General features: G+C 56.4%; 28 protein-coding genes. 4 read left to right on the forward strand and 24 right to left on the reverse strand.

Annotated elements, in window-relative coordinates; all coding sequences use genetic code 11:
* Positions 1 to 19 precede the first annotated feature (19 nt).
* Positions 20 to 1,030, reverse strand: a complete 1,011-nt coding sequence (gene dusA / locus CJF39_RS14150) for a tRNA dihydrouridine(20/20a) synthase DusA (RefSeq protein ID WP_094993974.1) — start codon at positions 1,028 to 1,030, stop codon at positions 20 to 22.
* Between the two features lie 102 nt (positions 1,031 to 1,132).
* Between dusA and CJF39_RS14155 the strand changes: the two genes are divergently transcribed.
* Positions 1,133 to 2,257, forward strand: a complete 1,125-nt coding sequence (locus tag CJF39_RS14155; protein WP_094993999.1) for a site-specific integrase — start codon at positions 1,133 to 1,135, stop codon at positions 2,255 to 2,257.
* A gap of 1 nt (position 2,258) precedes the next feature.
* Here the strand turns inward: CJF39_RS14155 and CJF39_RS14160 are convergent, their stop codons facing one another.
* The 10 genes from CJF39_RS14160 to CJF39_RS14205 all read right to left on the reverse strand — a co-directional run bounded on the left by CJF39_RS14160 (position 2,259) and on the right by CJF39_RS14205 (position 7,795).
* Positions 2,259 to 2,534 (reverse strand): pyocin activator PrtN family protein, encoded by a 276-nt coding sequence (locus CJF39_RS14160; RefSeq protein WP_094993975.1) that lies wholly within the window; start codon positions 2,532 to 2,534, stop codon positions 2,259 to 2,261.
* The gene (locus CJF39_RS14165; RefSeq protein WP_094993976.1) at positions 2,531 to 2,749 is read right to left on the reverse strand and encodes an Arc family DNA-binding protein; all 219 of its coding nucleotides are present in this window, start codon (positions 2,747 to 2,749) and stop codon (positions 2,531 to 2,533) included. Before CJF39_RS14165 ends, CJF39_RS14160 begins: the two co-directional genes overlap by 4 nt.
* A complete protein-coding gene (locus CJF39_RS14170; protein WP_094993977.1) occupies positions 2,746 to 2,988 on the reverse strand; it encodes a hypothetical protein in 243 nt (80 codons plus the stop codon). Before CJF39_RS14170 ends, CJF39_RS14165 begins: the two co-directional genes overlap by 4 nt.
* Positions 2,989 to 3,056: 68 nt before the next feature.
* Positions 3,057 to 3,380, reverse strand: coding sequence for a hypothetical protein (locus tag CJF39_RS14175; protein ID WP_094993978.1), 324 nt, complete (start codon positions 3,378 to 3,380; stop codon positions 3,057 to 3,059).
* Positions 3,381 to 3,404: 24 nt separating this feature from the next.
* Positions 3,405 to 6,125: a toprim domain-containing protein gene (locus CJF39_RS14180; protein WP_170942685.1), complete on the reverse strand. Its 2,721-nt coding sequence runs from the start codon at positions 6,123 to 6,125 to the stop codon at positions 3,405 to 3,407.
* A 5-nt stretch (positions 6,126 to 6,130) separates the two neighbouring features.
* Complete coding sequence (locus CJF39_RS14185; RefSeq protein WP_094993979.1) at positions 6,131 to 6,364, reverse strand: hypothetical protein; 234 nt, start codon at positions 6,362 to 6,364, stop codon at positions 6,131 to 6,133.
* 72 nt (positions 6,365 to 6,436) lie between these two features.
* The gene (locus tag CJF39_RS14190) at positions 6,437 to 6,808 is read right to left on the reverse strand and encodes a hypothetical protein (protein WP_094993980.1); all 372 of its coding nucleotides are present in this window, start codon (positions 6,806 to 6,808) and stop codon (positions 6,437 to 6,439) included.
* Positions 6,805 to 7,095 carry an ogr/Delta-like zinc finger family protein gene (locus CJF39_RS14195; protein WP_094993981.1) on the reverse strand — a complete coding sequence of 97 codons (291 nt, stop codon included), beginning with the start codon at positions 7,093 to 7,095 and terminating at the stop codon, positions 6,805 to 6,807. Before CJF39_RS14195 ends, CJF39_RS14190 begins: the two co-directional genes overlap by 4 nt.
* Positions 7,092 to 7,565 (reverse strand): YmfL family putative regulatory protein, encoded by a 474-nt coding sequence (locus CJF39_RS14200; protein WP_094993982.1) that lies wholly within the window; start codon positions 7,563 to 7,565, stop codon positions 7,092 to 7,094. The genes CJF39_RS14195 and CJF39_RS14200 overlap by 4 nt, the downstream gene beginning before the upstream one ends.
* Before the next feature lie 29 nt (positions 7,566 to 7,594).
* Positions 7,595 to 7,795, reverse strand: coding sequence for a DNA-binding protein (locus CJF39_RS14205; protein ID WP_094993983.1), 201 nt, complete (start codon positions 7,793 to 7,795; stop codon positions 7,595 to 7,597).
* 85 nt (positions 7,796 to 7,880) lie between these two features.
* Between CJF39_RS14205 and CJF39_RS14210 the strand changes: the two genes are divergently transcribed.
* From CJF39_RS14210 to CJF39_RS14215, 3 genes are all read left to right on the forward strand, one after another.
* Entirely contained in the window at positions 7,881 to 8,219 is a 339-nt protein-coding gene (locus tag CJF39_RS14210; protein WP_094994001.1) for a helix-turn-helix domain-containing protein, read from the forward strand.
* Positions 8,220 to 8,430: 211 nt separating this feature from the next.
* On the forward strand, positions 8,431 to 8,589 hold the full coding sequence (locus CJF39_RS23060) for a hypothetical protein (RefSeq protein ID WP_170942686.1): 159 nt from the start codon (positions 8,431 to 8,433) through the stop codon (positions 8,587 to 8,589).
* 61 nt (positions 8,590 to 8,650) lie between these two features.
* Positions 8,651 to 9,112, forward strand: coding sequence for a hypothetical protein (locus tag CJF39_RS14215; protein WP_094993984.1), 462 nt, complete (start codon positions 8,651 to 8,653; stop codon positions 9,110 to 9,112).
* A 12-nt stretch (positions 9,113 to 9,124) separates the two neighbouring features.
* Here the strand turns inward: CJF39_RS14215 and CJF39_RS14220 are convergent, their stop codons facing one another.
* The 13 genes from CJF39_RS14220 to CJF39_RS14280 form a co-directional block, all read right to left on the reverse strand.
* Positions 9,125 to 10,423 carry a phage late control D family protein gene (locus CJF39_RS14220; RefSeq protein ID WP_094993985.1) on the reverse strand — a complete coding sequence of 433 codons (1,299 nt, stop codon included), beginning with the start codon at positions 10,421 to 10,423 and terminating at the stop codon, positions 9,125 to 9,127.
* Positions 10,420 to 10,860, reverse strand: coding sequence for a phage tail protein (locus CJF39_RS14225; protein WP_094993986.1), 441 nt, complete (start codon positions 10,858 to 10,860; stop codon positions 10,420 to 10,422). Before CJF39_RS14225 ends, CJF39_RS14220 begins: the two co-directional genes overlap by 4 nt.
* A 5-nt stretch (positions 10,861 to 10,865) precedes the next feature.
* The gene (locus CJF39_RS14230; protein ID WP_094993987.1) at positions 10,866 to 13,592 is read right to left on the reverse strand and encodes a phage tail tape measure protein; all 2,727 of its coding nucleotides are present in this window, start codon (positions 13,590 to 13,592) and stop codon (positions 10,866 to 10,868) included.
* The gene (locus tag CJF39_RS14235) at positions 13,582 to 13,701 is read right to left on the reverse strand and encodes a GpE family phage tail protein (RefSeq protein ID WP_094993988.1); all 120 of its coding nucleotides are present in this window, start codon (positions 13,699 to 13,701) and stop codon (positions 13,582 to 13,584) included. Before CJF39_RS14235 ends, CJF39_RS14230 begins: the two co-directional genes overlap by 11 nt.
* Positions 13,702 to 13,709: 8 nt before the next feature.
* Positions 13,710 to 14,039, reverse strand: coding sequence for a phage tail assembly protein (locus CJF39_RS14240; protein WP_094993989.1), 330 nt, complete (start codon positions 14,037 to 14,039; stop codon positions 13,710 to 13,712).
* 49 nt (positions 14,040 to 14,088) lie between these two features.
* Positions 14,089 to 14,604 carry a phage major tail tube protein gene (locus CJF39_RS14245; protein ID WP_094993990.1) on the reverse strand — a complete coding sequence of 172 codons (516 nt, stop codon included), beginning with the start codon at positions 14,602 to 14,604 and terminating at the stop codon, positions 14,089 to 14,091.
* A gap of 57 nt (positions 14,605 to 14,661) precedes the next feature.
* Positions 14,662 to 15,831, reverse strand: coding sequence for a phage tail sheath protein (locus CJF39_RS14250; RefSeq protein ID WP_094993991.1), 1,170 nt, complete (start codon positions 15,829 to 15,831; stop codon positions 14,662 to 14,664).
* Positions 15,832 to 15,939: 108 nt separating this feature from the next.
* Positions 15,940 to 16,323, reverse strand: coding sequence for a hypothetical protein (locus CJF39_RS14255; RefSeq protein WP_094993992.1), 384 nt, complete (start codon positions 16,321 to 16,323; stop codon positions 15,940 to 15,942).
* A gap of 9 nt (positions 16,324 to 16,332) precedes the next feature.
* Positions 16,333 to 17,793 carry a phage tail protein gene (locus tag CJF39_RS23355; protein WP_094993993.1) on the reverse strand — a complete coding sequence of 487 codons (1,461 nt, stop codon included), beginning with the start codon at positions 17,791 to 17,793 and terminating at the stop codon, positions 16,333 to 16,335.
* Entirely contained in the window at positions 17,790 to 18,407 is a 618-nt protein-coding gene (locus CJF39_RS14265) for a phage tail protein I (RefSeq protein ID WP_094993994.1), read from the reverse strand. The genes CJF39_RS23355 and CJF39_RS14265 overlap by 4 nt, the downstream gene beginning before the upstream one ends.
* Complete coding sequence (locus CJF39_RS14270) at positions 18,404 to 19,318, reverse strand: baseplate J/gp47 family protein (RefSeq protein ID WP_094993995.1); 915 nt, start codon at positions 19,316 to 19,318, stop codon at positions 18,404 to 18,406. The genes CJF39_RS14265 and CJF39_RS14270 overlap by 4 nt, the downstream gene beginning before the upstream one ends.
* Positions 19,315 to 19,659 carry a GPW/gp25 family protein gene (locus CJF39_RS14275; RefSeq protein ID WP_094993996.1) on the reverse strand — a complete coding sequence of 115 codons (345 nt, stop codon included), beginning with the start codon at positions 19,657 to 19,659 and terminating at the stop codon, positions 19,315 to 19,317. Before CJF39_RS14275 ends, CJF39_RS14270 begins: the two co-directional genes overlap by 4 nt.
* Positions 19,656 to 20,228, reverse strand: coding sequence for a phage baseplate assembly protein V (locus tag CJF39_RS14280; protein ID WP_094993997.1), 573 nt, complete (start codon positions 20,226 to 20,228; stop codon positions 19,656 to 19,658). Before CJF39_RS14280 ends, CJF39_RS14275 begins: the two co-directional genes overlap by 4 nt.
* Between the last annotated feature and the right edge of the window lie 238 nt (positions 20,229 to 20,466).

The raw sequence follows: 20,466 nt of genomic DNA on the forward strand, positions 1-20,466 counted from the left end.
CTCCTTTTTCGTCGTGGCGTTAGCGTCCTTCCAGCAGCTCCCCGGCTTGATCCAGCAGTGCCAGCGGATCCTCGGCCTTATGAATATCCACTGAGAGCAACTGGCGAAAGCGTCGAGCCCCCGGGAAACCTTGCCCAAGCCCCAGGATATGCCGGGTAACGTGATGCATAGCTCCCCCTGCAGCCAAATGCTGCGCAATATAAGGCCGCAACAACGCTAATGCCTCAGCGCGGGTAACGATTGGCGCCTCACTACCAAATAACTGCTGATCGACACCGGCAAGAATATAGGGGTTGTGATAAGCCTCGCGTCCCAGCATTACGCCATCAAAAACCTGCAAATGCTCTTGGCATTGCTCAAGCGTTTTTATCCCGCCATTAAGAATGATTTCGAGGTCAGGGAAGTCTGACTTCAGCTGTGCTGCGACGTCATAGCGCAAGGGAGGGATATCCCGATTTTCCTTGGGTGACAGCCCTTCAAGAATCGCGATTCGAGCGTGTGCCGTAAAACTTTCGCATCCCGCATCGTTCACCGTCCCGACAAAATCACACAGCTGAGCATAACTGTCGCGGCCATTAATACCGATGCGGTGCTTGACCGTCACGGGAATAGACACCGCATCGCACATGGCTTTGACGCAATCAGCCACCAGCGCGGGATGTGCCATCAAGCATGCGCCAATCATATTATTTTGCACCCGATCACTCGGGCAGCCGACATTTAAGTTCACTTCATCGTAACCGGCGTCTTGCGCCAGACGTGCGCATGCTGCCAGATCGGCAGCCGTGCTTCCCCCCAGTTGCAATGCCAGCGGATGCTCGGACACGTCATGCCGGAGAAAACGCTCAGCATCGCCGTGTAACAGTGCACCGGTAGTGACCATTTCAGTGTAGAGCAGGGCGTTTTTGGAAAGCAGTCGCAAGAAGAAGCGGCAATGACGATCAGTCCAATCCATCATGGGGGCCACGCTAAAGCGTCTGGACACCGCAGAGCCTGTGTTTACGTGGGGTGTAGCTGAATTCTGTACCATTTTTGTCTACGTGTTTTAAGCATGTTTTAGGGCGTTTTCAGGCGTTTTTCAAGGCTCGGTGGTACGATGTACCACTTTGAAACTGACGCGTACCACTTTCTCATGGCAACTATCAGGGCAAGAAAACTGGCGAGTGGGGTTGTGACCTACACTGCCCAGATCCGCATCAAACGCGACGGTGTGCAAGTCTACCAAGAGAGCCAAACCTTCGCCCGTAAACAGGCCGCCCAAGCTTGGGTTCGCAAGCGTGAAGCAGAATTAGATCAACCAGGCGCCATCGAGCGCGCAAACCGCGTGGGCGCTACTGTCAAAGAAATGATCGAGCGCTACGTGCTCGAAATGGAAAAAGCCCGCGCACTGGGAAAAACCAAGCTGGCCACGCTCAAAGCGATTAGCGAATCCTACTTGGGGGAGGTCAATGACGAAGACCTGAACTGCCAGATACTGGTTGAGTATGCGGTCTGGCGCATGGGGCCAGAAGGGGGCGGGGTGCTGCCTCAGACCGCTGGCAATGACTTGGCGCACCTTGGCGCTGTCCTGTCCATCGCACGCCCTGCATGGGGCTATCAGGTCGATCCTCACGCAATGGGTGATGCCCGGAAGGTATTGCGCAAGCTGGGTTACAACATGCGCAGCCGTGAGCGCGACAGACGCCCGACTCTTGATGAGCTGGACAAGCTGCTGACACACTTCCAAGGCATCCTTGCCTACCGCCCCAGCTCAATCAACATGCTCAAGATGACCGCCTTCGCGTTGTTCTCGACGCGCCGCCAAGAAGAGATCACCCGAATCAAGTGGGCTGATCTGGACGAAGAGGGCAACCGTGTCCTGGTCCGGGACATGAAAAATCCCGGGCAGAAACTTGGCAACGACGTGTGGTGCCATTTGCCACCCGAAGCAATGGCCATCATTCAGACAATGCCCAAGGCAGTAGAGGAAATATTCCCGTACAACGCCGAGTCCATATCCGCATCCTGGACACGCGCCTGCAAGTTCTTGGGGATCGAGGACCTGCATTTTCATGACCTGCGGCACGATGGCGTCAGCCGACTGTTTGAAATGGATTGGGACATTCCGAGGGTGGCCAGCGTATCGGGGCACCGGGACTGGAACTCAATGCGCCGTTACACGCATCTGCGGGGAAGGGGTGACGTTTATGCTGGCTGGCAGTGGCTGGATGTTGTCCTGAAGGCGCCCGTAAATTTGGGCGCCCGGACATTGAAGTGAATTAACTGCTACGCGGTGTGCTGTTGAGCTGGTGACTCTCCTTCATCGCGGCAGCGCGCTGGCCGTCCAGATACTCGGACAAATCCGAGATGTGCACGCCCTTGGCACTTTTCTGGCTGGCTTCCATCCGTGTGATTGGAATTTTTATCAAACCTGCCATTACCTTGCGTTCAAACATATTGGTGGTCAGGTGGGTGAAGTAGTCCTTGCAGACGCGCTCAAGCGGTATCACCACCTGCCCGTTGTATTGGGCCATCAGGACAAAGAGAGTTTTCAATGCTTGGCTTCCAATTCAGTAATTCGGTCTAGCAGTTGGGCAATCACTCTGTTCTTTTGGTCGAGTACCCGCTCCAGACTAAGCGAGCGCTCCAGTCGAATGATTATTTCGCCATTCATGCTGCGTTGATTCCTCGACGCTACAGCAGCAATTTCCGGGCGTAAGCCATCGGGTAAGCGGATTACAAACTTGTCCTGTACGCGTGAGTTATTCATTGCTGTGCTCCTTTAACGATTGATCCGGCGAGTAATTGAGCAACCAGTGCTGCATCGCGCTCTGATAGCTCGCCCAATGTCTGGGCCATAATGCTCAAGCTCTCCAGCCGCACACGCGCCTCAGGGGATTTGTGCACCAGGTAGCCGATCATTGCGGCGCCGATGATGGCGGTGGCCACCAAGTGTTTTGCGGGTGTGGTAGCCTTCACTTCGCTGCTGCTTTGGTTTTTCACTTTCATGGTGTGCTCCTTAGTAGTGGTTGGTGCCGGGGAGGGCCAACTCCTCGACACCCCTTTTTATTACCGACTCAGCCGATTTTTTGTTCAGTAGCTACTTTTCGTACCAGGTGCAGTATCAAGCTCTCCAATTCAGCAACTTCGTCTGTTGCGGATTGCCACTCCAATACGGCTTGGATTTGCTCTTTACTGCACTCCAGGACCAGAATTTCGTAATCCCCTTTCGCAGCACAGACCTCTAAAATTTCGATCAGGCCAGCAGCTCCGTAGGCATCTGCGTGCACGGTGGAATGTTTGCCGACAGTCTCTGACATCCAGTTCTGCAGCCCTGTGACGTGGTTTGCGTGGGTTATAAGTCCGTTTGGACCTGTTGCTGTCATGACTTGGATATGCATCGTTTTCCCCTCTCTGGGTTGTGGTCAGGAAGCTTGAAAAATCCAGCAGCGCACGGTTTTAGGTTTGTCGAACAAGGGGTTTGCCGCCGACTGCGCTGCCCGGATAACGCTGTAGGTCGGTTTGTTGGTTTCCAGCAGCTTGCGGCTTCGGCAGTCCCCCAGCAGCGCGCGTAAGGTTTTGAGGTCAGCCAAGTTCTGGCGATGCTCGCTGGCCTTTTCGGCGAATTCGTTGAGGTTGATGGCGATCAGCTTTGTATCGTTGCTGTGGTTGACCTGCTGGCCTTCACCCAGGCTTTCGAGGTAGTCGTAAACTTCCCAGAACTCGGCCACCAATGGGTGATCGGCGCTGATCGCCGATTGGCGCTCAAGAGCCATCGTCACCAGTTGCTGCTGAGTGGTAGCCAACTGGTTTTCATCCAGCGGGCAAACCAGGCGCAGGCAATCAAGCAGGGCCAGCATCTGGCTGTGGTTTTTGATAATCCGCTCGACGCGGATTTCTTTGAGTTTGCGCAGGCGTTCTTCGTGCACGATCACGCGCTCGGCAAACTTAGCCATCACCTGAGGCTCGGCACGCACGGCTTTCAGCAAAAAGTGGCTCAGCAGCTCGACCGGGATCTGGTTTAAGTTGTCAGCGGCAATCCGACTCTCTGTCGTCACCGCTGGGCGTGCAAAGTGCAGTTTGACGATACGGGTCAAGATCGCTTCGGAGGCGCTGACAGCCGCGTTTTGGCTGATGGCAATGGTGGCGCGAAACGGCGGTTCGTAAGTCTCGTTGCCACTGGTTTTCATGCCTTTCGTGCCCAAGGTGCCGCCGCCGAAAAATTCCTTGAGTTCGTCCCAGTCAAAACCCTTGGCGTGCAGCTTGTCCGGCTCGTTACGGTCGCCCTCAATCAACACCACCGGCATGTTGGACACTTGGCCCATCGCCCGTTGACGGCCTGCTCGGGTGGATTTGGACGGGTCGAAACCTTCCTTCTCCTGTCCCAGCAGCTTCCACAGGAACGTGAGCAGCGTGGTTTTACCGGCGCCGGCTTCACCGGTGGCTTCCAGAAACGGAAAGGATTTGTACTGCGCCCGGATTTGCTCGGCGAACAGTGAGCCAAACCAGAAGGTCAGTGCGACCACGCCATTGGCACCGAAACACGTCCAGAGCATGGGGAGCCAGTCTTCGCGGTATTCCTTGGCGTCCCGCTGGATGTGCATCGGGTTGGACTTTTGCAGCGTCTTCAAACGCAGCTTGCCGAACTCGAAATAGTCCTCTTTGTTGACCTCGCTGAGCACACCGTTACGCACGGCAATGTCGCCGAACACGTAGCTGCTGTGCTGTTTGCTGTAACCGATAAAATCGATGGTTTCGACAGTTTTCAGGCCAAACAGCTGGTCTTTCATGATCTTGTCGAGGTGTTGGCCACTGCCGGTGAAGACTGCGCCGGCAGCCATCCCCAGCAGGCGCTTTTTAAACTCGCTGGCTGCTGCGACCTGACCTCCTGTGAAGGTATTTTTAACGCTGCCGCCGTCATGCGGGAAGTCGATGCGGAAGTAGTACCAGGACTCGTCCGTCACTTCGTTGCGTTGGAAATACAACGCTTGTGGGTAGCAGTTGGCAATTTCCACCACACCGCCACATTGGCGCAAGGCCTTGTCGCGGCGCTGTTTATCGGTGAGTACCTGGTCTTCTTGGCGCTCAGAAGAATCGAGGGTCTGCATGGCCTTATCGAATTTCAATAAATCCATCTTGAACCAGTACAGGCGGCTGTCGAATCCGAAGTGGAACTCGTGCCGTTCGCGCCATTCGTACATCAGCACGCCTTTCTCAGCGGCGCTTTCCGCAATCAACAGAGCGCCGTGATACCGGGCTGCTTTCAGGTCTTGGTCTATGCGGTCTGCGCGTTTATCAAGGTCGTCGATCACGACCCAGCGCTGGTGCAGGTCATTCCAGTCGTGCTTGCGGTTGTCCTGCTGCGGGACTTGCGCGGCCTCGCAGACATAGCCGAGGTCGCGTGCCATTCGCACCCAGCGCTTGGTGTAACGGTGCGCGCCGGGCTCGTTGTCCAGTGCCCAAATCAGTTTGGGCAACTTACCGCCGCGCTGCCGCGATAACTCTTTCAGGGATTCTTCGGGAAAGGCGTTGGATGACATGGCCGAGACAGCGGCGATGTCATGGTGTACCAGGGCAATGGCATCGAAAATGCCTTCAACAATCCATAGTTCTTTGACTTCAAGCAGATCAACACAAGGCGGACACCACCAGACACCCTTGTAGCTTTCGCCTTGTTTAAAGCGGGCTTTCTGTTTACCGAAGCGGTGAGGGCGGTCGATCAAGCGTTCCCAGTAGCCCCCTTTCTCAAGGCCGAAACGCACGGTCGCGCTGCCAGCGTTATGTTGGGCCGAGTAAAAGGAGTCTTGGGTAAACCAGCCCTGAATCAGCTCAAAACGAAAGCCGCGCGCAAACTCCAGATAGGCGCGGGCGGTCGCATTGGGATACTGGTCTGTTGAAGGTGCACGTTTAGTCCAGTCGTCAAACAAGTCCTCGTACAGTTCTTTGACGTGCCAGCTCTGTGCGCATTTTCCTTCCCTGCCGCAAATGATCAGCCACGGGTTTTTGTGGTGGGTGTATAGCTCTTTTTTGCCACACGCGGGGCAGCGGCCACCACGCATAAAGTGGGTGCCTGAGCGATGTTTCAGCTCGTAGTCGCTTTCAAGTCGTCTGAGCACTTCAGCGCGCAGTTCATGTTCCATATTCATCGGGATTACTTCACTGCTCTGAGGCTGTGTGTGAGCGCGCCCATCAGGCGCTTCTGTGCGGCCATCAACGGCATGGCGTTGAGAATGGAGCCATGACGCAAGCCTTCGGGTATCAGGCGGAATTGGTCGGCGTACCAGACTTCGTTCAGTACCTGGCTATAGCGCCCACGCAGTTCGGCAAGCAGCAGCTCAGCCTCTTGCTGGGTCAGTTCGGTGCTGATTTCGACTGGCTGTTTCATGGTCCACCTCAAATTTCGGGCGTAGCTCACCCAAACCCATTGCAAACAGGTCTGGAGACGGGTGGTTAAGGGTTAGGGTGTAACGAGGCGCAGTCGGCGATTGTCGGTTGCGTTGATAATGCGTTCGTAAATCAGATTGACCGGGACCGCCCACGTAAGGCCGCTGGATGGGTCAGTCACAACGGCGACAGTGGTAGAGCTGGCATCAACATCCAGTTGGTGACGATTGCTACTGCACTTCAGTTCGCCATAAGCCCGCGTAACTAACTTTTCAGCCATGTGCAATGGCATCTCAAGACTGCCGGTCAAGTGCTGCACCGCACGGCTAAATAGCAACTGATCATTGCCCAGGTGCTCTGCTTGGTGGCGTTGCAAGAAGAACAGGGCTGCCAACTGCATGCTGGCCTCATATTCCTGATGCTCGGTGTGGGTTGCTTCATTCATATCGCACGCTCCATTTCCAGTTGGTCCAGCAGGTCAGGATGATCGGTGGGTGAGAGCATCGCAGCGCGGCGCTGTGCGACATTGGCTATTGGCAGCTTGACCGCTGGGTTGGCCATACCGCTTGGGCTCATCTCATGAGTCATTTCAAATTCGGCGCGGACTGACCAGCCACAGGCTTCGTTCGTGCATTGCAGATAAGCAACGCGCAGGAAAATGTGTGTGCCCTCACTGGTGCGAATGCGCATACGGGAGTGGCAGTGTGGGCAAACCAGTTTGTAAGTGCTCATGACGCGGCTCCTGCGCTGTAGAGCTGGATGGTCGCAAGCACTTCGGCGTAGCGGGCAGACATATAAAGACTCAACGCGTTGATGATGGCTTCGGCTTCGTGTTTCTCGATCACACCATCGTCCAGTGCCTGAGCGATGATTTGATCAACACAGCCACGTTTAGCGGCGGCTTTGACTGAGCGACTGAACAGCTCGATGTTATCCAGCGTGCCCGGCGCTGCCAGGGGTACAAACATGCCGCCGTACATCGTGGCGACATAGCTGGGCAGGAAGGTCGTACCCGCTTGCTGCTCAAGTCTGAAAATGTGTTCATCTGTCAGTGGGCGGCTGCCGGCGTTTTCATAAGCCTGGTTATCAAACTTTTTGAGGTTCATACCGAGGTTGGCAGCGGCATAGGCTCGACCACCGGGGTAGCTACAAATCACTGCACTGACCACATCTTTTCGGGTGCCTAGAACCGGGCGTTTCATCTTCTGGTTTCTCCCTGGAGCCAGAGGCCCTAGTTTGTAATCACGCCGTCTTTGATGCCGAGTAAAACAGCGGCTCGATGCGCCTCTCCGCGGCGGCCTTTCTTACGGCCATTTAGCAAGTCGCTGACTAGATTTCTGTTCAACTCATACTGCCGGCAAAACTCGGCGATGCTTATCCCTTTATGGTCAAGGGCAGCGCGGGCTTGCTCGGGTGTCAGGGGGGCGGGCATAGTGTTCATATGTGTTTGTTCGTGTTGGTGTACGGACATTCTTGAGCAGAAAAATACTCAAGTCAATATCTTGGTGATCAAAAAAATGTACATTTCTGACGGGGTAGGTGATCGCCTGAGGGAAGAGCGCGACCGCTTGGGCCTGAATCAGACTGATTTTGGGGCAAAAGGGGGCGTGAGCAGGGGAACGCAAAAAGCATATGAACTCGGCGCGAATTCACCCGATTTACGCTATTTGGCAGCACTTGAGGGGGCTGGAGTTGATATTCAGTACGTTCTTTCCGGGTCGAGGGCGTTACTCTCAGAACAGGTGTTAGATGAGACTGAAACCACGGTAATTGAAAATTTCAGAGCCTTATCAGAAAGCGATAAAGCTTCAGTTTTAAGGCTTACAAATGCGTTGGCTGGGTCACCAGCAGTCTGATTAGCGATGTACTTTGTCGTTAAAAACCGCTTTTACATAAGTTTTCGGCCACAAGAAAAATGCTTTATGCCTACTCCTTTTATCGGTCTTTTTTCACGGGATCTGCTGGTGGCACGTACTGACATGCTGAGAATCGTTCGTTCGCCGGGCGTTTTGGACGGTGCTTTTGCAGGCACCGGGCGCCCGTTACGTGTTGCGAATGGAGTAGAGCATGTCGAACAACAAAGCAGATACCAATCCCCTAGGGCGCTGCGAATCAAATCGGCTGACTGAGGTGGAGCTTGATTTGATTAACGTGTTCAGACAGTTGAAAGAAGAGCATCAACGTGATGTGCTTCGCTTTGTGAGTGCGCTTTTGGCTGCCCAATAACGTGAGGAGCCCGGCCAAGCGTCGGGCTTTAAAACCGCATGAATAGATTTAGAGAGCCAGCATGACAAAGCCTTTTTTATTGATGGCTTGGGGTATTAGCCTGATTTTTCAAACCTCCTTGGCCCTAGCATCTACGCCTTCCTGTGATGCTGTCATTAATGCGATCCAGCAGGGATTTCAACTCGTTAAGGACACCCCGACCCAAAGCCAGCAAACGGTGGCCTTCAGTAGGGGGGGCAACACAAAAGTGTATTTTAGCTGCACTTTGGGCAAGCCTGACGTGGCCTTCTATTGGGATGGCTCTGCACCCGATGTTGGTTTTTATGAACTTGTGGGAAGAGTAGGAAATCTCGTTTCACAGAGCCCAGTCCCAGAGGTCGTAAAGCTTTCCAAACAGTGCCGGCAAGAAGCACTGAAAAACGGCAGTGAGATCGCAACGATTGAGCAGAAAGGTTTGGCCATCGAGTGCCAGGCATTTGAGCGTGACGGCGGCGGTACGACCATCACAGTCTTTGCTGAGTAACCCTGCCTGCCATTAACCCCCGCTTACCGTGGGGTTTGCCGCTTCCTCTTTCGCAGCCTGCATCCTCGCCCATTCCCGGTCCACCGCACGTTTTGCCGTGTTTTTGTTGGCGTACAGCCACAGCAGCCGTCTTGGCTTGCTTTGGTCGCCGGCTGTTCTGGTCTTTTCCGTTCCGGTTTTTTCATCGCGGTAGTAAGCGATGACGCCGCTGTAAGTTTTCTGATTTTCCTCCGCCAAGTACTCGATCGCGTCTTCCGGCAATTTGCTTTCCAGCTCCAGGCTCATGGTGTAGCCGTTGTCAGCGCTGAGGCTGTGGAGCACGTTGCCGCCATACCAGATGATTTCGTCAATTTCGTCTTTGATGCCAATAAGGGTGTAGGTCAGTTCCGGGATCAAGTCTGGCCGCGCCCGAGCCAAGGTGTAGCTGAGGGTTGCGCTGCCACGTTGCAGGCGGTTGAATTCGGCACGTGCCGCGCGTAATGCGGACTGGCGGTCGCTGTAGGTGTGGCGCAGGTCTTTGAGGTTTTCCCCGCCGCCGGCAATGGCCTGCTGCTTTTTGGCGCTGTTGATGTCGTAGAAGTAGGCCCGCACGCCGTCGTAGCTGTCTCGGTCGGCTTGCAGGTAGCGATGCTGGTCGCCGTCTTCGCGGGTGAGGGTGATGTGGGGCAGGGCGATGCCGGTGACTGACCTTCCACCACCCGCAGGAAGGCACAGCAGGCAGCCGGCTTTGACGCTGGCTACCGCGTCGAATTCTTCGCCGAGTCGGCTGATCAGGTTGGCATCGGATTCGTTGGCCTGGTCGAGTTGCAACAGGGGCAGCGCCGCTAGTTTCGCTGCGATGGCAGATTTCAGCCCGTTACCTAGGGCAATATCGCGGATCACGTCGCCCAGGGTTTTGTTGCTCCAGCTGCGCTCGCGTTTGATTTTGAAGCTTTTGCGCAAGTCTGCCGATCGGGCGCGCAGGCTGAGTATGTCGGGGGCGCCGCTGTGTTCGATTTCGTCGAAGGTGTAGCTGCCCTTATCCACCAGCCCGGTGTCGCTCCAGCCGAGCCAAAGCCGCAACAACGCGCCTTTGGCGGGCATGGCCAGCAAGCCGTCGTGGTCGCTGAGGGTAAGGCTCAGTTGATCGGCTTCAAGCCCACGGTTGTCGGTCAGCTCAAGACTGATCAGGCGCGGGCTGATGATGTGGGCAATATCTTTGCCGTCAACGGTGATGCGAAAAGCAGGGATCGGATACGCCGCGTCGCGCATGACGCGTTCGGTGGTGTTTTGTACGTATCCCACCACGTCCGAAATAGTCGAGTTGATCATAGCAACCCTCGCAAAATGCTCACGCCTGCATGGGTGCCAGCACCAATAAGGTCGAGTTGATCGTCGTCGATACGCTTGAGGGTAAGGGTAAATTCAATACGGCGAGGTGTGCCGTCGCGGAAGAACACTGTTTTGGTTTCGCTCAAACTTTCGATTACCCATAGGCCGTAAATCCGCCCACTGCCCTCGATCATCGGCCACGCCTTGCCCGTGTTGGCCATCAGCCGCAACGCGTCTAGGCTCAGTGTGGTACCGGCCAGTTCCGGGAAGAGGATGCCGGGGAGGGTGATGATGTCGTCACCGCGACCGACAAATTGTCGTGCCGGCGCGGCACCTACCCGGCTGTTGCTGGGGTGGCGCCATTCTGTTTGGCGCTGCAGTTCCTGATAGGCCAGCGTCGAGAGGCTGAACACGAACATGCCCAAGGCAAGCATCATAACGATTACTCCAGATCACCCAATTTGCTGCGCATGCGCACGGATTTTTCGCTCTTAATGCGGCTCAATTCGGCGCGCACGGCACGGGCGATGGCTTGGGCATCCATGTTGGGCGTGGGATGGATGTTGATTTCGTAGCGGTCATTACTGTCGTAGGTGGTCGGTGCGGGCGGGCTGATGGGTGGGCGCATATCAACGGCCAGCGCCGGGGTGCTGAGTGTGCCGAGGGCAAGTACCCCCGTGGCTGTGAGTTGTTTGCCGAGCTGGCTGATGGCGTTCAGCGGGCCTTTGCCACCCTCGACCAGACCTTGTGTCAAGCCCGCCATCGTGTAGCTCCCCAACTGCAAAAACACCCGCGATGGGCTATGGATATCGAGCTTTTCCTTGAACCAACTAATGGTCGAATCGCCAATGCTGTTGATGGCGTCTTTAACCTTGCCCAGGCCAGCATAAAGCCCGTTAACCAAACCGTTGACGATCATGCTGCCGAACTCGGTAAAGCGGTTGGGCAGATCGATTCCCAAGTAGCTCAGTACACCGGCAAATGCCTGGTAGATCAGGCCGATAGGGCTGAAGTTGGCCAGCACCGTCAGGATGCCGCCAATGCCGCCGTCAAAGCCGGCTTTGATTTCTTTCCAGGAGCTGTCGAAATAGCCTTTAACCGCGTCCCAGTTTTTGTAGATCAGGTAGGCGGCGCCGGCGAGCAGCGCGATGATCACACCAATGGCCAGTACAATCGGGTTCGCAGCCAGCGCCCACAGCGCAATGCCTACCGAGCGCAATGCGGTGATCAAGGCTCCGCCCATTAAGCTGACCAGGATGCGTAAACCTTGGGCCAGCATCGGTAAGGCATTTCGGGCTAAGCCGGTTATTGTCGGGAACAGATTACGAAACACTTTAAAGATGCCGCCGCCTTTGATCCCAAATATCGTCATGCCATAGCGCAGTACCACAAATGGGCCGATCAAGCTGGCAAGGGTCAGTGCCAATGCGCCAAATGTAGCGGCCATAACGCCGACGACCATCAGCGTTTTCAACACAGCGGCTGCTGCGGCCGGGTTTTCCTTCATCCAGGCCGTGAGTTCTTTGATAGCGACGGTGATTTGTTTTAACGCAGCTACATAGGTCGGAAGGATCGCGTCGCTCATTTCGCGATAGGCGTTGGCCTTTTGTGCGAGCAGTTCCAGCTCATTGCCCTGGGTGCTATCGACGGCTTTGACGTACAACTGATCAATGCCATCAGCACCCTTGTTGAGCCTGGCGTTTTTGTGGATCTGATGGCGTTGCAAATACATCTGCGCGAACAGGTTGGAAGCCGTACGGTTGGAGAAAATACTGCCGATGGTATCCAGCACCTTGTTCTTGTCGGTGATGCCCTTGGCAGCCAACTGCGGCAGCAGGATCTTCTCCATCCATTCGAATTGGTTCTCGCGGAACAGCTCGCTGCCCTTGATCGCCCCCACGTCCAGAAAAGCGATCTGACCGGCCTTGTCGTGTTTGACCTTTTTCGGATCGACCAAGCCGAGTTGCTCCATGTTGTTGGCCGCTCGTTTGGTGGTTTTACCCTGATAGATGTTGGAATAGGCGCTCATCATCGCCGTACCTACTCGGTGCCCGCCCATTTCTTGCACCAATGGTTCCATTTGGTAGTAGAAGGCTTCGTCCTTGATACCTTTGGCTGCAACGCCGCCAGTCTTGATCACGTTCAGCCATTCGTTCGGACCGACCCGGCCACCGGTGGCAGTGAGGATGCGCTGCACAATGTCGGCCTGGTTGATGAATGCCTCTTTGCTGGCCAGCCCGCCGCGCATTTCGATGACCTTGAGCATGTCCATGAACTTGCGTTCGTTATCCGCGCCTTGCTCTTCGCCGAACAGCGCGTGGTTGGCGAACTTCATCTTGGCCAACGTAGGGGCAACCATTTCCGCCTCGTGTTCATCTGCAAACACGGTCATGGCATCACGCACCAACGTCAGGTTTTCTGTGACGCTGGTGCCGTATGTTTTCATTTGTTTGGCGAAGTTGATTGCCTTGCTGGTGTCCTCTTTACCGAGGCCCAGCGCAGCCACTCGTTGTTCTTCCAGCGCGAAGTGCTTGCCTTCCTTTAATGGCGCATAAAGCCCGCGACCGATGCCATAGGCCACGCCCATGCTGGCAGCACCTTTGGCGGCGGAGTTGCCCGCCAGTTGTTGGCCCTGTTGATAGGCTTTGCCCGCTCGGGTCATACGCTGCTGCTGTTTGGTCAGGGCTTCTAACCGTTTGCGTTGGGTGTCGATCTGACGGTTCGCATCGGCCATTTGCTGTTTCAGCCGACGTTCATGCTCGCTCAAATTGCGTGTATCGACCCCGGTGGCTTTGAGGCGTTGACGCAGTTGATTGAGCTGTTGGTTTTGACTGATTTCTTGCTGCTTTAGCTGCTGGAGCGAGCGTCTGGCTTTGTCAAATTCGCGCTGCATGGCGCGGGTCGGTGTGGTGGTTGAGGCCATTTGCCGACCCAATTCGCGGGCTTTGTTGCGGGCAGCCACCAACTCGGCGCTGGTGTTGGCCAACCCCTGTTTGAGCTGGCGGAATTCGCCCACTTGTTTCTGCGCGGCACCCAAGCCTTTAAGGCTGTCGCGAGCAGCCTTGAGCGCTTGCGCCGCTTTGGCAGATTGCCCCTGAATGCTACGCAACGGCGCGGTGGCCTTGTCGATGGCGGTGAGCAATACCCTAAGTCTTAAATCATTCGCCATCGGTGGAACTCCGCACCCTGGCGCGCTCGCGCCAGTCCATCAGCTCTTGCAGGCCCAACGGATCCATATCAGTCGGGGCCCAGTGGAAAACCACAGCCAGATCAGCCATGGCGTCTTCTACGCAACGAGGTACACATCCGCCTTCGCCGACTTCTGCAACAAAAAACTGGCGATCTTGCTGCCGATGGCCAACAGGTCGGCCGGGTCCATGCCTGCGGCTTCAGGGGCGGTGATACCGGGGCTGCTGATGCGCGGAATCACTTTGATCAAGCTCGATACGTCCATATTCAGCAGGTCGATCAGCAACACGCCGCGCAGCTCACCTGACGAAGGTTTACGCAGGGTGATGTTGGCAATTTCGGTGTTGCCGCGTTTGATCGGCTGGTCGAGGGTGACGCAGTTGTCGTCGGCAGCGGGCAGGGTTTCAGCGGTGTCAGAGGTGTTCATGTGTGGCTCCAGGTGATGACGTTAACGAGGATGGGTGACGGAACTCGTATCAAATGCCCAAGGCGCTACGTTGTTTTTCCAGCATGTCCACGCCGTTGACCTTCTCGATAAAGTTGAGCAGGTCGATTTCGATGATTTCCTCGTTATCGACGGTCAGCTTGTAGTAGGTACAGGTAGTTTTCATGCTGTGCTCGGTGTCTTCGCCGGGTTTGGCATCGCCCATTTCGATGGACTCGTGCCGACCGCGCACAACGATTTCCACAGTGCTGGTTTCGCCTGTGTCGTCTTGCTGAAACGGGCCGGAGAAGCGCAGGGCAACGGCGGAAGCGTTGACGGCGCCGAACTGTTTGAGCGAGATCAAATCAAGGCCCCCGGTTTTCCAGTCGAACTGGATGCCGTCGTCGGACATACCCAGATCGGCCTTGACCGTGCCATTCATGCCGCCGCCACGATAGCCTTCCATCTTGCGGGCCAGAGGCGGCAAGGTGACGGACTTGGCCACGCCGAGGTAACTGTTGCCGTCGTTGAACAGGTTTATGTTTTTGAGTTTGCGAGGTAAGGCCATGGCGCGGTTCTCCGGTGAGCAGGCGCGGGGCTGACTCCCCTTACGGGGAGGGCCGGTTTAACGGTTGATCTTGCTGGCGAAGTCGATCAGGTAGCGGTCGGTGATGCGTTGGCGCAGGGTCAGGTCTTCCAGCGGCGGTACCGGTGTGTAGTCGTAATCGAGGTGGAGCTTGCCGGCCTTGAGGGTGTCTTTTTCGTTGATGTCGTCCGGGAACCAGCAACTGCCGCCGATCAAGTAGCCCTGCGAGATCAGCTCGCGGAACTTGGCGTTGATCCCTTCAACAATGTCGCGCACCAGGGACGCGTGCATCGGTTTATCAACTGCCCACATGTGTGCTTCGGCGATGGTGTCGGCGAGGATTTGCGCGGTGCGGGTGTAGTTCTCAAAGGCAAATAGCGGGTCGTCGGAACACGTGCGGCTGCCCCAAAAGCGGTATCCGCCTTCATTGATCAGCGTGGTGACTTCGTTGCTGTTGAGGTAATTGGCGTCGGTGGCCGGGTTTTGCAGGTCCCAGAATACGTCGGCACTGATGCCGGTCACGCCGTTGATGGGGACGTTGGACAGGGTTTTATGCCAGCCAATTTCCTGATCGATCTTGGCGCGTAAACCCAAGGCCCGGGCCACAGCTGACGCGACGATGGTTTTGCTGGTGGTGGTATCGAAGTTCAGGAAGTCCGGCCAGATGACCATCATTTCGCGGGCGCCGAAGTTTTCGCGGTAGGCAACCACTTCTTCCTTGGTTTTGCAGTCCCACGCGCTGACGTAGGCGAATGCGCGTAGCTGCTGGGCAATGCTCGCCAGTGCGGTGGCCACCGGCAAGCTGTCCAGCCCCGGCACGCCGAGAATGCGCGGCACCATGCCCAAGCGGGCCTTGGCTGCGAGCAGAGCTTTCATGCCGGTGTATTTGCCGTCGGCGGTGGTGGTGCCGATTAGCGAGCTGGTGGTTTCGGCTTCGTCGGCGCCTTCCTTGACCCGCACCACGATGGTGTAGGGCTTGGTCTGGTCAGCGATGGCCTGCAAGCTGGCGGCGAGGGTGCCTTTGACCCCGGCTTTGCCAACAGCCGTTTGCACGTTGGTGATGAGTACCGGGGTGTCCAAAGGAAAGAACTCCGCGTCCGCGTCTTCGGCGGTACAGACCATACCGATAACAGCGGTGGGAATAGTGCGAATGGGGCGGGTGCCGTCGTTAAGTTCGATGACCCGCACGCCGTGAAGATAATCGGCCATGGGTGGTGCCTGCGCAGTGGGATGACACTGCACAGGCTGCCGCGCGCGCGGCGGTTGGGCGAGCAGGTGGGCTTGTATGGCGAAGGGCTACAGGGCTTCGCCCTATGGTTAAGTCTTGTCGCTTGGCCAGGGATACAGCATTTGAATCTCTTTAAAGCGCGCAATGCCCGAGTCTCTAACTTCCTCCCATCCTGCTTCCCCCATCACCTGCATGCGGCTGGCTTCGGAAAAGTAACGGTCAGATCCCGTAACAGGTTCAGCGAAGGCCGCCAGTCGCAAGCGCTCCACGTCTTCACGCGTCCGCTCAATCACCGGTAGCGGTTGCTTGGTAATGCCCCCGTCTGCGCCCAATGTCCAAACACCATCGGTTTCGCAGATCAGTTTTTGCCAGAGCGTCGAATCGACCTCGACAGCATCTTCAGGGATCTCGTGCGTGCCTTTGATAAGGCGCAAGTGAAGGGTTCCGTCCGGGTGAAACGTCACGTATTTCATGGGATCTTCTCAACTGCCGACAGCGATATAAGACAGGCCCGCTGAGCCTGTCACGCCTGTGTTGTAGGTTTTGAAGCTGTCTCGGGTGACAGCGCCGCCGCTGGTCCCGTTTTCGCCGTCGCTGAGCCTGACGCTGTACTCGGCCGTCGTCGCATTGTTGTAAGCGCCGACAATGACCGCCCCTGCATCATTAGGAAACGGAATGGGAAAACGGGTGGTGTTGATGGTGGAGCCGGTAAGCGATACAGCCGCACTCCACTGGACGATCCAGCCGTTTAGCCAACTCGGAAAGATGATGTAGCCAGTTCGTCCAATGACCATCTGAAACCCCCAGCGCAGCTTTTTTGGGGTGACGATGGTGCTGTTGTCAGTGCCAGCATTCACCTGCACCTGAGTCGCCAGACCCGCCGTACCCAGCGCACTTTCGGTGGCTTGCACCACCTTCTTTGCAATGGCCTGAAAGACCCGCAACGCGCTCATCGGCTTGTTGGTGTCAGCCCCCGTTTCAGCCTCGCTCTGGCTGGCAAATGCAACGCCATAGCCAGCCAGTGAATTGGGCGTACCGGTCAGCGATGAAAACATGATGCCGGTCAGGCCCGACCCAACACCTGTGATGGGCCCGGCGATTTCCACGCCATCAGCGGAAACCCGCACACCATTTCCATTGACCCAAGGCGTTGGGCCCAACGCCATGAACGCCCGCGTTACACGGTCGTAACTTCCGAGAAAGCCTACGCCGGCCTTCTCTCCACCAAACTGCCCGGCGATGACACCTGCAGCCCATGACGGCCCCTCCACCGTGCGAATGTAGAGGCTTTTGGCATCGGTAAGGTTGATCGCGCCCGTCAGTGTTCCGCCCGTAAGGGGCAAGGCATCGGTGATACCGTAATCTTTCAAGGTGGTTGGGTTGCTGCCTGCAACCACGATCCCGCGAACGTCGATCTCAACCTTGGTATAAGCACCCGCCTTACGGGTGGGGGGCAGTACGTTGGTGAACCAGTTGTCCACGTACTCGCGAGTCGCCAGAACCACCGAAGGGTCAATTTTCAGCTCGATGTTTGACGTGCTGCTGACGATCAAATTGATCCGAATGACTTGAGTGCGGCCTGAACCTTGAGTTAGCAGGGGTTTGAAAGTTGGCGCGCAGTTGGCGACGGCTACCAGGTCGCCTGCTGCGTCATACAGACCGATTTCACGCACCCACCAGCCACCTTCATTTTCAGGAATGATCTGCTCGGCAATGATGACACTGGCGTTTTTGGGATCAACTTTCACCTGATTCAAAGGTGCGCGGCGGCATTCGTTGATGAGTTTAGTTTGTAGCCGATTCGGAATGGGGTTTGCACCGTTGGCATCTCCGACGCCCATTTTAGAAAATGTCCACGGCACACCCAGTGCGTCGGCATTGGCTTGTTTTGCTTCACCAATAGCGGTGAGGATGGCGAAAAACTGACTATTTTTGTCGGTCATGGGTAGATGTCCATTGTATCGATATGGTGTTCACGGCCGCCCATAGGCAAGTAGCCATTGACCTCAATGTCGCGCTGAGTCGGTGGGTAAACGCTGAGTTCGTCTCCTTCGTAGACACTGACCCCGACGAATACTGTGCCGCTGGATTCAAGGCTGATCGCAAGGCCAGTTAAATGCCGACTGACGGGTTTGGCGTCATCAATCAGGAAGGTCAGCTCCTGATACATTTCTTCGGTAATACCTGTTTCAAGAACGCCGACCTTGAGTTCGAAAGTGCCGGGTACGCCTTCGGGGATTGTTTGCCACCACTCGATAATCTCGATCAGATACCCCAAGGGTTCGACCACACGTCGCAGTGCGCCGATGGTGCCTTTGCGTGAGTGGATGACATAAGAGGCCCGAATTGCCGCCCGTTTAGTACTCTCCAGCCATTTCCCGTCCCACCGGTCTACGGATACAGACCAAGCCAGATACGGCAGCAACTCAGTAGGGCAAGTGTCGGGGTTCCACAACTGGCGCAATGGCACAGGGACACGTTGTATCTGTGCCAATGCTTGAGCCGCCTGGTGCTCCAGGTCGCTAGCATTGCGTGGCAGCAACGACGGGCTAGTCACGGCTCAACGCCTAACTTCAGCGCAACCGAGGTGCAAAAGGGCGCTTGATAGGGCGTGGCGCGAATGTCTTGCCAATTATCCAGCGCGACCCTGCGCACACCTTCCACATGCAGTGCGGCGTGAACGGCTGACTCTGACACTTCCATGCCCAAACGACGGCGCTGATGCACGTAAGCCAGCAGGCGTTTTTCTGCGGCGACAAGGATCGGCTCAGATTCGGGACCACTGCTGGTCAGGTACAGCGTTGCCTTGACTTGGTAGCGGATGACTTGTGCGGTTTGTACTGTCAGGCGATCCGCCACCGGGCGGCGGTCATCATCGCTGAGATATGCCAGCACGGTTTTCAACAACGCGGCGCTCGCCGTGCCATCCCCGAGTAACGCTTGCACCGTCACCACCACCGCGGCTGGCGTGGGGCTTTCAGCGGTGGCATCACCCACCTGACCATCGGCGGCACGGGCGTGAATGATGTAGCTGTTACGCGGGCCAGCGGTGCTCAAGCCTTCCCATGCCATCTGCGCTCGCTCGCGCAGGCTGTCGTCGCTCTCCATCACGCGGGCGACAGGCGGGCTCGCGTTGGGCTTACCTTCCTGAATCACCAGCCGCTTGACGTTGAAATTGGCCGCGAGGTTGTCCAGGTCATAGTTGGTGGCCAGCGACAGCATGTTCGCCACCGCCGCTTCATTCACCCGTTGGCGCCAGAGGGTTTCGCGGTAGGCGTTCTCTTCCAGGAGCTTGGTCAGCGGCTCCGATTCCAGATTCAGCCGTGCTGCGATTTCGGCCTGCTGCTCAACCGGCCATAGGCTGACGGCGTGAGCTTTGCGCTCGGCAAGGATTTGCTCGTAGTCGATTTGTTGCACGATTTGCGGCGTCGGCAACAGGCTGAGGTCGATGGCAGCGAAGGTGTTCATGCAGCGCCTCCCAGTTGCAAGGGCAGGCTCATATTCAGCGCCTGATTGCGGTCGAGGATGCGACCTTCAATATCAATCACCACCTGACCTTGCAACGTAGCACCGTGCAGTTGCACGCGGGTGACGCTGACCCGTGGTTCCCAGCGCATGATCGCCATCACACTGGCGGCATAAACCCGCAGTCGCGTGACGTCGTTGAACGGTTGATCTACCAGCTCGGGCAGCAAACTGCCGTATTCGCGGCGCATCACACGGGTGCCGAGGCGGGTGGTCAGAATGTCGCTGATGGATTGGCCGATATGCTCGACTGTGCTGATCGCGGCACCCGTTTCACGGTTCATTGCGGCGCTCCCGTTACAGAACCACCGGGCATCACGCCGCCGTGAGTGTGTTTGACCAAGCTGATGCCTGCGGCCACCACATCGTCGGATACGGTGACTGTGCCGGTGACGATTTGATTGCCGGTTTGGGTGTAATCGCCCTGGTGGGTTATCGGGCCGACAATGGTGATGCCGCCTGTGCTGACCAGATTGGTCGTACCGCCTTCGGCCAATACCGCATTTAAATGGTGGGCGACGCTGTCGTACTCGATCACCGTGCCATCGCGGTAGGTGCGACGGTGCAAGCCCTCACGGTCGCCATTGGCCGTGTGTGCGGTGCTGTAGATGCCGGTCAGGGCAATGCCGTTGGCGAGTTGGCCTGAGGGGCTGAACAGGATTACTTGTTCGTTGAGGGTGGGCGGGTTCCAGTCCACATCGGCACCGGCCCGCAAAGCGATCCACGGCAGCCAACCGGTCAGCAGTTCACCCGTTTTTACGCGTACACGGGGTGGTTTCATCTGGACTTCGGCGATGGTGCCGAAGCGGATGAGGTTTTCTAGCATTCGGGCGAGGGCTGGGAGATCGTTCATACGCTGATGGTGGCGTCACGGGTGCCAAGGTGCAGCTTTGGCGGATTGTAAACGTTCCTGTTACATATGCTTCTATCTCGATGTATGCTCCAAAAATAAATCTGTTCAAATGGGATCGAACCAAATGAAAGACACTAAATTTTCTCCAGTAATTAAAAGCTTAGGGATGCTCCGATCAACTTGCTGCGCGGCGGCGGCAAGTCGTAATTTGCACGGCACGCAGCGCTATTTGCTCAAA

It is taken from the genome of Pseudomonas lundensis (genome assembly GCF_002269125.1).
GTDB lineage: Bacteria > Pseudomonadota > Gammaproteobacteria > Pseudomonadales > Pseudomonadaceae > Aquipseudomonas > Aquipseudomonas lundensis_A.